General features: G+C 65.0%; 10 protein-coding genes. 6 read left to right on the top strand and 4 right to left on the bottom strand.

Features of this window, described 5'->3' with window-relative positions; genetic code table 11:
• Window positions 1-283: 283 nt before the first annotated feature.
• From nagA to EN853_RS32575, 4 genes are read right to left on the bottom strand one after another with little or no spacing between them, the layout of a single operon-like run.
• Entirely contained in the window at window positions 284-1,444 is a 1,161-nt protein-coding gene (gene nagA, locus EN853_RS32590) for an N-acetylglucosamine-6-phosphate deacetylase (protein ID WP_127863001.1), read from the bottom strand.
• Entirely contained in the window at window positions 1,441-2,472 is a 1,032-nt protein-coding gene (locus tag EN853_RS32585; protein ID WP_127863000.1) for an SIS domain-containing protein, read from the bottom strand. The genes nagA and EN853_RS32585 overlap by 4 nt, the downstream gene beginning before the upstream one ends.
• The gene (locus EN853_RS32580; protein ID WP_127862999.1) at window positions 2,469-3,248 is read right to left on the bottom strand and encodes a GntR family transcriptional regulator; all 780 of its coding nucleotides are present in this window, start codon (window positions 3,246-3,248) and stop codon (window positions 2,469-2,471) included. Before EN853_RS32580 ends, EN853_RS32585 begins: the two co-directional genes overlap by 4 nt.
• The gene (locus EN853_RS32575; RefSeq protein ID WP_127862998.1) at window positions 3,245-4,126 is read right to left on the bottom strand and encodes an N-acetylglucosamine kinase; all 882 of its coding nucleotides are present in this window, start codon (window positions 4,124-4,126) and stop codon (window positions 3,245-3,247) included. Before EN853_RS32575 ends, EN853_RS32580 begins: the two co-directional genes overlap by 4 nt.
• Before the next feature lie 201 nt (window positions 4,127-4,327).
• Here EN853_RS32575 and EN853_RS32570 point away from each other — a divergent pair, with 201 nt between their 5' ends.
• The 6 genes from EN853_RS32570 to EN853_RS32545 all read left to right on the top strand — a co-directional run bounded on the left by EN853_RS32570 (window position 4,328) and on the right by EN853_RS32545 (window position 10,639).
• Window positions 4,328-5,236, top strand: coding sequence for an N-acetylmuramic acid 6-phosphate etherase (locus EN853_RS32570; protein WP_127862997.1), 909 nt, complete (start codon window positions 4,328-4,330; stop codon window positions 5,234-5,236).
• Between the two features lie 52 nt (window positions 5,237-5,288).
• Window positions 5,289-6,548: an ABC transporter substrate-binding protein gene (locus EN853_RS32565; RefSeq protein WP_127862996.1), complete on the top strand. Its 1,260-nt coding sequence runs from the start codon at window positions 5,289-5,291 to the stop codon at window positions 6,546-6,548.
• Between the two features lie 223 nt (window positions 6,549-6,771).
• Window positions 6,772-7,701, top strand: a complete 930-nt coding sequence (locus EN853_RS32560; RefSeq protein WP_127862995.1) for a sugar ABC transporter permease — start codon at window positions 6,772-6,774, stop codon at window positions 7,699-7,701.
• An 8-nt stretch (window positions 7,702-7,709) separates the two neighbouring features.
• Window positions 7,710-8,549 carry a carbohydrate ABC transporter permease gene (locus EN853_RS32555; RefSeq protein WP_127862994.1) on the top strand — a complete coding sequence of 280 codons (840 nt, stop codon included), beginning with the start codon at window positions 7,710-7,712 and terminating at the stop codon, window positions 8,547-8,549.
• Entirely contained in the window at window positions 8,546-9,625 is a 1,080-nt protein-coding gene (locus EN853_RS32550; protein WP_281061522.1) for a Gfo/Idh/MocA family oxidoreductase, read from the top strand. Before EN853_RS32555 ends, EN853_RS32550 begins: the two co-directional genes overlap by 4 nt.
• Window positions 9,626-9,640: 15 nt before the next feature.
• Window positions 9,641-10,639, top strand: coding sequence for an ABC transporter ATP-binding protein (locus tag EN853_RS32545; RefSeq protein ID WP_127862993.1), 999 nt, complete (start codon window positions 9,641-9,643; stop codon window positions 10,637-10,639).
• Window positions 10,640-11,011: the final 372 nt, after the last annotated feature.

The raw sequence follows: 11,011 nt of genomic DNA, 5'->3' as shown, positions 1-11,011 counted from the left end.
CTGCTCTGGGCGCCATTCGCGCCAACGATCGCTTCAAAGCCTTCTACACCGCGCTCGCGGCTCGATCCGGTTCGAAGAAACTCGCAATCGTGGCCGTCGCCAGAAAGCTTCTCGTCACACTCAATGCTATCATCCGCGACAAAACCGCCTTCGCATGAACACAGTTGCCATGCCGTGATTTTGAAGCGTTGCAGCGGTGCAGAATTCTGCTCCGTTTGCACCTTTCGCCGAGGTCACGGAATGGATCCTTGGGTCAAGCCCCGAGGATGACGAAGGAATAGGCTTACGCTCCAAAGACCTTCCTGCCGCCGATCCAGACGTTCTTCACGTCCAGCCCCTCCGACAGCGCAACGATGTCGGCGGCGGTACCATTGGCGAAGCGGCCGAGCCGGTGCGCCTGGCCGATCGCCTCGGCGGGGTAGAGTGAGGCCATGCGTAGCGCTTCGTCGAGATCGAGCCCGACGACACGGTGGACGAAGCGCACGGTGGAGATCATATCGAGATCGGCGCCGGCCAGCGTGCCGTCGGCAAGCCTGAGACTCCCGTCCTTGCGGTAGATGGTGCGGCCGTTCAGCGTGAAGGAGGTCATGTCGGTGCCGATCGTCGCCATGGCGTCGGTGACCAGCAGGATCTTGCCCGGGCCTTTCTTGGCGTTGAGCGCAAGTTGCATCGTGCCGGGATGGACGTGAATGCCGTCGGCGATGATACCGGCGTAGAGACTGCCTGTGTCAACGGCCGCGCCGGCCAGCCCCGGCTCGCGATTGCCGATCTGGCTCATGGCATTGAAGAGGTGCGTGACGACGGTGGCACCGGCCCCGGCGAAGGCAACTGCCGTGGCATAGCCGGTGTCGGAATGGCCGAGGCTGACGACGATGCCGGCCCTGGCCAGCGCCGTGACGCGGGCAGGCTCGACGGATTCCGGCGCGATCGTGGTGAGCAGGACGGGAAGCGCACTGCGCGCGGCGATCAGCGCCGCCTGGTCTGCGTCCGTCATCGGCCGGATTAGGGCCGGATCATGCGCACCCTTGCGGGCGATGGACAGGTGCGGTCCTTCGAGATGCAGGCCGAGGAACCCCGGCACTTTCTTGCCGGCGGCCTCGGCGCCGGCGGCGACGGCCGCGGCGGTGATCGCCGGCGTGTCGGTGATCAGCGTCGGCAATAGCGCCGTGGTGCCGAACGGCGCATGCGCGCGGCAGATGGTCTCGATCGAGGCGACATCGGGATGGTCGTTGAGCATGACGCCGCCGCCGCCATTGACCTGGATGTCGACGAAACCGGGCACCAGCAGGCCGCCGCCGGTCTCGACCGCTGAAACACCAGACGGAATGGCTCCGGCGGGCAGGATGGCCTCGACCACGTCGCCGTTGACGACAAGGGCGGCATTTTCATGCCAGTCGGCGCCGTCGAAGATCCTGGCGCCAGTGAGGGCGAAACGGTCGCTCATACGGTTTCCGTCACCTTGCGCAGGTTGCGCGGCGCATCCGGATCGAGGCCGCGATGGCGGGCGAAGGCCTCGACGAAGCCGTAGAAAGACACGATCAGCGGCAGCGGATCCGTCAGCGGATGACCGGTCGCGACATGCGGCAGCAGCCTGGCGCTTCTTGCCTTGTCGGAGGTGACGAAAGCGGCAGCGCCCTTGGCCGCCAGGCCGTCGGCGGCCTCGGCCACCGAAGGTTCGGAGGCATCACGGGCGGCGAGCGCCAGGACCGGGAAGCCCGGCCCGACCAGCGCCAGCGGCCCATGCATGACTTCCGCCGCGCTGTAGGCCTCGGCATGCATGGCGCAGGTTTCCTTGAACTTCAGCGCCGCCTCGCTGGCGATGGCGAAGGACGGGCCGCGGCCGAGGATGAACAGCGACTGCGGCGTCTCGAGCGCCGCGGCGAGCCCCATCCAGTCGCAGGCGATCGCCTTTTCGAAATGTTCGGGCAGGCGGGCGAGCGCGGCAAGCAGCGCCTCGTCGCCGGTGCTGTGCGCCATCAGCGCCAGGGCGGCCACGGCCGAATTTACGAAGGTCTTGGTGGCCGCGACGCTGCGCTCCGGCCCGGCGAGAATGTCGATGGCGTAATCCGAGGCCCGCGCCAGCGGCGAGTCGGCGGTGTTGGTGATGGCGACCGTCAGCGCGCCGCCGGCCCTCGCCGTTTCGGCCATGGCGACGATGTCGGGGCTCTTGCCCGATTGCGAGATGGCGAGGCAGGCAGAGCCGCGCAATCTCAGCTTCGCGCCATAGATGGAAGCGATCGACGGGCCGACCGAGGCGACGGCGAGACCGGCGGTCAGCTCGACGGCATATTTCATGAAGGTGGCGGCGTGATCGGACGAGCCGCGCGCCACGGTGACGACGAAATGCGGATCGCGCTCGCGAAGACCACGGCCGGCCTCGGCCAGCGCCTTGGCCGAGCCGTCGAGCAGGCGGGCCGTGGCTTCAGGGATCTCGTCGATCTCGCGCCGCATATGGGTGGTGATTGCGCTCATGGCCGGCTCTCCTCTCCCGGCCCGGTCAGCCGGAGTTCCGCGACGAAGTCATAGGCGTCGCCCCTGTAGATCGAACGGGTGAACTCGATCACCTTGCCGCTCGCCAGATAGGAAATGCGTTCGATGTGCAGTCCGGCAACCCCCGGCGGCACTTCCAGCAGGCGCGCATCGGAGTCGCCGAGATTGGCGGCCGAGATGCGCTGCACCGCCCGCACCGGGCGGTTGCCGGTCAGTTCCAGCGCCGCGTAGAGCGAGGAGCCGATCGCCTCGGGGTCGGGGAGCACGCTCGCCGAAATCGCGGCGCGCTCGATCGCCAGCGGCGTGTCGTTGGCGATGCGCAAGCGCGCCACGCGCGCCACCAGCTCGCTCGACGACAGGCCCAGCACCATCATCTCGTCCGGCGAGGGCGCATAGAGGCCGCGGTCGAGCCAGGCCGAGCGCACGACCATGCCGCGGCGCGCCATGTCCTCGGTGAAGGAGGTGAGCCGCGACAAGGACTGCTCGACGCGCTCCATGCGCGGCGCGACGAAGGTGCCGGAGCCGTGGCGCTGGACAAGGATGCCGCCCTTGACCAGGTCCTGCACCGCCTTGCGCACGGTAACACGCGAGATATCGGCCTTGCTGGCGATGTCGCGCTCGGAGGGCAGCGCGTCGCCCGGACCGATGAGGCCGCGATTGACCGCTTCCTCGATGCTTTTCCGCAGCTGCAGGTAGAGCGGCGCGCCGCTCTGCGAGGACTCCTTCAGCATGGCGAAGATCTGGTCGGCGGCGCTCATCGGGCTGCCCCCGACTTGCCGGCGAAGATGCGCACGGCCATCTGCACCGCGCCGCCGAGCGCGTCGTCGAGCGGGGCCTTCAGCAGCGCCTGATAGCGTGCCGACAGGCGCGGCGCATAGAGCGGCGCCAGACCGCCCAGAAGGCAGAGCGGAGCGCCGTCGGCAAGGTCGAGCGCGCCGAGCGAGGCCTCGACATCGCCAACCGCCTTGTCGAGGATCCAGTTGGCGACAAGGTCGCCCTTTTCGGCATGCTCGAAGACTTTTGGCGCGAAGCCGCCGAAGTCGCCGGGCTTGGCGTTTGTGGTGAACTCGACCACGTCTTGCGGGTTGTTGCGGAAGACGGCGAGCATGGCGTCCGTCAGCGGCGAGCCGGGGCGGATGCCGTCATAGGCAAGCAGCGTCTGCTCGAGCAGATCGCGGCCGATGCGGGCGCCGCTGCCCTGGTCGCCGACCTGGAAACCCCAACCGCCGATGGCACGCGACTTGCCGTCTTTGCGCGCCATATAGGCTGTGCCGGTGCCGAGGATCGCCATCGCGCCATCGCCGGAACCGACCGCGCCTTCGAGCGCGATCTCGGCATCGGTTTCGACGCGGCTCTCGCTGAAGGGCAGGATTGCTTCCAACTGCTGCCTGTAGGTGCCGACATTGGCGCCGGCAAGGCCGAGAATGGCCGGCGTCTCAGGGATCAGCTCAGGGTCCTGGCCGGCGGCCACGAAAGCCTGCCTCGCAGCGTCGACGATATTGGCGCGGGCGCCGGTGAGATCGGTGCGGATGTTGGCCGCACCGCTCTTGGCGCGGCCGACGACGGCGCCGTCGACGGTCGCAAGGGCCGCCCTGCAGCTGGTGCCGCCGCCATCGATGCCAAGCACGAATTTCAAGCGATGTTCTCCTCGTCGCGGATAATACCAATAAAATACCAATAGCCAAGCGTTAATTTCGGTTCAAAAAAGATTAAGGCGTATTTTATTGAAAAATCATGGAAATTTGCTGGCGATCCAATTCGGGAGCATGAAATCCGTTAATGGATGTGGACAAGTGGTATTTTTTTGGTATTGTTCCCTCAGTTTGGAGGACGTTGGATGGCCGAGACGCGCACGGAAGCGCTTCATCAGAACGCCGAGGGGCTGGATGTCCAGGCCCCGGATGCCATCCTTTCGTTCCTCGCCAACGCGCAGATCGAGGCCGCCAAGGCCGTGCACGGCGCCATTCCGGCCATCGCCGAGGCCGCCGAACTCATTGCAAGACAATTGAAGAGCGGCGGCAGGCTCGCTTATGCGGCGGCCGGCAGTTCCGGCCTGATGGCGGTCGCTGACGCGCTGGAGCTTCCCGGCACGTTCGGCATCGCGCGCGACCGCATCGCCATCCTGATCGCCGGCGGCGACGAGGCGTTTCGCACGCTCGCCGGCGGGCCGGAAGACGACACTGAGGAAGCCGCGGCTGCCGTGGCGAACGCCGATATCGGCAAGGGCGACTGCCTGATCGCGATCTCGGCCAGCGGTTCGACGCCTTACGCCGTCCAGGCGATCGGCGATGCGCGGCGCCGGGGTGCCGCGACGATCGCGATCGCCAACAACAAGGGCGCGCCGCTGTTCGGCGAGGCCGATGTCGCCATCCTGCTCGAAACGCCGCCGGAGTTGATCGCCGGCTCGACCCGCATGGGCGCCGGCACCGCGCAGAAGATCGCGCTCAACATGCTGTCGACACTTGCCGCCATCCACCTCGGCCATGTCCATGACGGGTACATGGTCAACCTCACCGCCGACAACATCAAGCTGCGCGACCGCGCGGTGCGCATGGTCGCCGCCATCACCGGCCGGAGCCGGGACGACGCGGCACGCCTGCTCGAAGAGAGCGGCGGTGTGGTCAAGACTGCCATTCTGCTCGCCGCGGGCGCCGCCAACGCCGACGCGGCCGAGAAGATACTGGAAGGAACCGGCCAGAAGCTCAGGCCGGCGCTTTCCGCGATCGAGGGGAGCAAGGGGCGCTAGCCTCCGTTCTCATCAGAACCGAACCTGAAAAAGGTCAACAGGGAGACTGAACATGACGACCAAACTACTGACGGCCCTTCTGCTCGGCACAAGCATCCTCGGCACCACCGGGATGGCGCTGGCCGAGGACGTGACGCTCAACATCGAAAGCTGGCGCGGCGACGACCTGACCATCTGGAAGGACAAGCTGATCCCAGCCTTCGAAGCCAAGAACCCCGGCATCAAGGTGGTGTTCGCGCCGTCGGCACCGACCGAATACGACGCGGCACTCGGCGCCAAGCTAACCGCCGGCTCGGCGGGCGACCTGATCACCTGCCGGCCGTTCGACAAGTCGCTGGAGCTGTTCAAGAAGGGCAACCTCACCGACCTCACCTCGCTGCCCGGCATGGACAATTTCTCGCCCGTCGCCAGGGCCGCCTGGCAGACCGACGACGGCAAGTCGAGCTTCTGCGTGCCGATGGCCTCGGTCATCCACGGCTTCATCTACAACAAGGACGCCTTCGACAAGCTCGGCCTCAAGGTGCCGACCACGAATGAAGAGTTCTACGCCGTGCTCGACAAGATCAAGGCTGACGGTACCTACATTCCGATGGCGATGGGCACCAAGGACCTCTGGGAAGCCGCGACCATGGGCTACCAGAACATCGGCCCGAACTACTGGAAGGGCGAGGACGGCCGCCTGGCGCTGATCAAGGGCGAGCAGAAGCTGACCGACGCCGACTGGGTCGAGCCCTACAAGGAACTGGCCAAGTGGAAGCCCTATCTCGGCGACGGCTTCGAGGCGCAGACCTATCCGGACAGCCAGAACCTGTTCACGCTCGGCCGCGCCGCCATCTATCCGGCCGGCTCGTGGGAGATCGGCCTGTTCAACACCCAGGCGCAGTTCAAGATGGGCGCCTTCCCGCCGCCGGTGCAGAAGGCCGGCGACACCTGCTACATCTCCGACCATACCGACATCGGCATGGGGCTGAATGCGGCATCGAAGCATCCGGAAGAAGCCAAGAAGTTCCTGGAATGGGTCGCTTCGGCGGATTTCGCCACCATCTATGCCAACGCGCTGCCGGGCTTCTTCAGCCTGAACAAAACGCCGGTGAAGATGGAAGACCCGCTGGCGCAGGAATTCGTCTCCTGGCGCGGCAAGTGCAAGTCGACGATCCGCTCGACCTACCAGATCCTGTCGCGCGGCACGCCGAACCTCGAGAACGAGACCTGGGTTGAATCGGCCAACGTGATCAACGGCACCGACACGCCGGAAGCCGCGGCCAAGAAGCTGCAGGACGGTCTCGACAGCTGGTACAAGCCGGCGAAGTAAAAGCTCAGGCAACGGGCCGGCCGGGGACATGCCCGGTCGGCATTCGAGCAGTTCTTAGATAGCGATTGTCGGCGCCGCCTCTCGGTCTTACCCTCACCTTGCGGGGAAGACTAAGCCGCACTGTCGCTGGCCTTGTCCACCCCGATGGTGACAACCGGGCCATGCATCGAGGCATCAGCTAGCATCATCGACCTGGAACCGAGAGACGGCGGGGACCGAACTCATGGCCGCACAAACACGACCCAAGAAACCGATTCGCTGGCATATAGGCGTCTTCCTGGCCCCGGCGGTGCTCGTCTACACGGCGATCATGATCCTGCCGCTGTTCGGCACGCTCCAACTCTCATTGTTCCGCAACATCGAACAGAGCCAGGTGTTCGTCGGCTTTAGCAATTTCCGCACGCTGTTCGGCGATCCCAACTGGTCGGTGAATTTCTGGAACGCGCTCAGGAACAATGTCTGGTTCTTCATCATCCACATGCTGGTGCAGAACCCGATCGGCATCCTGCTGGCGGCACTTTTGTCCAGCCCCCGGCTGCGCTTCGCCGCCTTCTACCGCACGGCGATCTTCGTGCCGACCATCCTGTCCTTCGTCATCGTCGGCTTCGCCTGGAAGCTGATCCTGTCGCCGATCTGGGGCGTGGCGCCGCATCTGCTTGATTTCGTCGGATTGAAGAGCTTCTTCACGCCGTGGCTCGGCAAGGAGCAGTACGCGCTCACCGCGCTCAGCCTGGTCTCGGTCTGGCAGTTCGTCGGCATCCCGATGATGCTGATCTATGCGGCGCTGCTGTCGATCCCGGACGAGGTGATCGAGGCCGCCGAATGCGACGGCGTCACCGGCATGGCACAGTTTTGGAAGATCAAGCTGCCGCTGATCCTGCCTTCGATCGGCATCATCTCGATCCTGACCTTCGTCGGCAATTTCAACGCCTTCGACCTGATCTACACAGCGCAAGGGGCGCTCGCCGGTCCGAACTATTCGACCGACATCCTCGGCACCTTCCTCTACCGCGCCTTCTTCGGCTTCCAGTTGCAGGTCGGCGACCCCAACATGGGTGCCGCGATCGCCACGATCATGTTCCTGATCATCCTCGCGGGCGTCTGCGTCTACCTGTTCCTCGTCCAGACGCGCTTGCGTCGCTACCAGTTCTGAGGCGCGCCATGAGCCTAGCCACTCGTTCTTTGCCCCGTACCCTCGGCGCCCACGCGGTCCTTTTGACCTATACGGTGATCGCGCTGTTCCCGGTGATCCTCGTCATCGTGAATTCGTTCAAATCCCGCGCGGGCATCTTCGGCGCGCCGCTGACCCCGCCGACGCCGAAGACCTTCGACCTGGTCGGCTACGCCACCGTGTTCGGCCAGGGTGACTTCCTGCACTATTTCCAGAACAGCCTCGTTGTCACCGTCGCCTCGCTGTTCTTCGTGCTTTTGTTCGGCGCGATGGCCGGCTTCGCGCTGTCGGAATACCGCTTCCGCGGCAACACGATGATGGGGCTATATCTCGCGCTCGGCATCATGATCCCGATCCGCCTCGGCACCGTCGCCATCCTGCAACTGATGGTGGCGAGCGGGCTGGTCAACACGCTGACGGCGCTGATCCTGGTCTACACCGCGCAAGGCCTGCCTTTAGCCATCTTCATCCTGTCGGAATTCATGAAGCAGGTGTCCGACGATTTGAAGAATGCCGGCCGCATCGACGGGCTGTCGGAATACACGATCTTCTTCCGGCTGGTGCTGCCTTTGGTGCGCCCGTCCATGGCAACCGTCGCCGTCTTCACCATGATCCCGATCTGGAACGACCTGTGGTTCCCGCTGATCCTGGCGCCGTCGGAGGAGACCAAGACGGTGACGCTCGGCGCGCAGCTCTTCCTCGGCCAGTTCGTCACCAACTGGAACGCGATCCTGGCGGCGCTGTCGCTGGCGATCCTGCCGGTGCTGATCCTCTACGTCATCTTCTCGCGGCAGCTGATCCGCGGCATCACCTCCGGAGCGGTCAAGTGAGCTCAGAAAAACCCCTTCGCGTCCCAAATCCCCTTCGTGTACTTGTCGCCGGCCTCGGCAATATGGGCCGCAGCCATGCGCTCGCCTACCACACCAATCCGGGCTTCGAGATCGCAGCGCTCGTCAACCGATCCGACGTGCCGCTGCCGGATGGTCTTGCCAGCTACGGCATCAGGCGTTCCTTCGAGGACGCGCTGCGGGACGAGAAGCCGGACGTCGCCGCGATCGCCACCTATTCCGACAGCCACGCCGATTATGCGGTACGGGCGTTGGAGGCCGGCTGCCATGTCTTCGTCGAGAAACCGCTGGCAACGACCGTTGCGGACGCCCAGCGCGTCGTCGATGCGGCCAAGGCCAACGGCAGGAAGCTGGTGATCGGCTATATCCTGCGCCACCATCCGTCCTGGGTGCGGCTGATCGCCGAGGCGCGGAAGCTCGGCGGGCCTTACGTGTTCCGCATGAACCTCAACCAGCAGTCCTCCGGCCACACCTGGGGGACGCATAAGCAGCTGATGCAGACGACCTCGCCGATCGTCGACTGCGGCGTGCACTATCTCGACGTGATGCTGCAGATCACCGATGCGCGACCGGTCGAGGTGCGCGGCATGGGAGTGCGGCTCTCCGACGAGGTCGCGCCCTCGATGTACAACTACGGCCATCTCCAGGTGCTGTTCGAGGACGGCTCGGTCGGCTGGTACGAGGCCGGCTGGGGGCCGATGATCTCCGAGACCGCCTTCTTCGTGAAGGACGTGATGTCGCCCAAGGGCTGCGTGTCGATCGTGATGAAGGAGGGGGTGAAGTCCGACGACATCGACACCCACACCAAGACCTCGACCATCCGCCTGCACAGCGCCGCGACCGGCCCGGACGGCAAGTTCGCCAAGGAGGACGAACTGTTGTCGATGGAAGGCGAGCCGGGCCACCAGGAGCTCTGCGACCGCGAACAGGCCTTCCTGCTCAAGGCCATCCGCGAGGACATCGACCTCACCCGCCACATGGACGACGCGGTGAAGTCGCTCGCCGTCTGCCTGGCAGCCGACGAGAGCGTGCGCACCGGCGCCCCAATCAAACTCTAGAACAAGGACGAAGCCGTGGGCTCGCTGAACATCGAGAATGTGAAGAAGGCGTTTGGGCCGGTCGAGGTGCTGAAGGGCATCGACCTCGAGGTCAATGACGGCGAGTTCGTCGTCTTCGTCGGCCCCTCCGGCTGCGGGAAGTCGACGCTGCTGCGCGTGATCGCCGGGCTGGAGGATTCGACCTCGGGCCGCGTGCTGATCGACGGCGACGACGTCTCGGTCACGCCACCCGCCAAACGCGGCATCGCCATGGTGTTCCAGACCTACGCGCTCTATCCGCATCTGACGGTGAAGAACAATATGGGCCTCGGCCTGAAACAGGCCGGCACGCCTTCGGCCGAGATCGATCGCCGCATCAAGATCGCTTCGGCCATGCTGTCGCTCGAGCCCTATCTAGAGCGGCGACCGGCGGAGCTTTCGGGCGGCCAGCGCCAGCGCGTCGCCATCGGCCGCGCCGTGGTGCGCGAGCCGAAGCTTTTCCTCTTCGACGAGCCGCTGTCCAACCTCGACGCGGCGCTGCGGGTCAACACCCGCCTGGAGATCGCGCAGCTGCACCGGCGGCTGAAGGCGACGATGATCTACGTCACCCATGACCAGGTCGAGGCGATGACGCTGGCCGACAAGATCGTCGTTCTCAACGCCGGCCGCATCGAACAGATCGGCAGTCCGATGGAGCTCTACAATTCGCCGGCCAATGATTTCGTCGCCGGGTTCATCGGCTCACCGAAGATGAATTTCATCGACGGCGCCAAATTGGGCGAGACGGCCAGAACCGTCGGGGTCAGGCCGGAGCATCTCACGGTCGACACGAAGTCCGGCGCGTGGAAGGGCACCGTGGTGCATGCCGAGCATCTCGGCGCCGACACCAACCTCTATCTCGACTGCGAGAAGGCGGGGATGCTGACCGTGCGCATCTTCGGCGTCTACAATGCCGAACCGGGTTCGACGCTCTATGCGACGCCAGATCCGGCGAAGACCTATCGCTTTGGAGCGGATGGGAGAGTGTTGAAGTAGCGCCGGCATCCCCTTCTCCCCTTGTGGGGTGAGCAGCCGGTTCGCGAAGCGAATTCATCGTGCCAGTGGCACGATGAAAGGCCAGCGAACGCCGGGACGCTGCGAAGCAGCGGGGACCCGGCGGGGGTGGATCGGCGCGCAGCGCCGAGACGTATGAGGGGTACTCCAGCGGAGTGCGACTTCGGACAATCGAAGGATTCCAGGCGCTTATTTCTGCAGCGCCGAGATCCTTCCAACACCCCTTGTATCTGCACGAACAGAGATTTGTGCGAGAAGAGCGACTGAGCCTCGAACCGGACGGCCATCCGATTCGAGGCTTGGCGAAGTCGCCCGAAACCCCTTCGGTTACAACCGTGGATGAGCCTGGGATCT

Source organism: Mesorhizobium sp. M1C.F.Ca.ET.210.01.1.1, from assembly GCF_004791585.1.
Lineage (GTDB): Bacteria > Pseudomonadota > Alphaproteobacteria > Rhizobiales > Rhizobiaceae > Mesorhizobium.
Note: the sequence above shows the minus strand (reverse complement) of the source record. Positions and strands in the feature narration are given on the sequence as shown.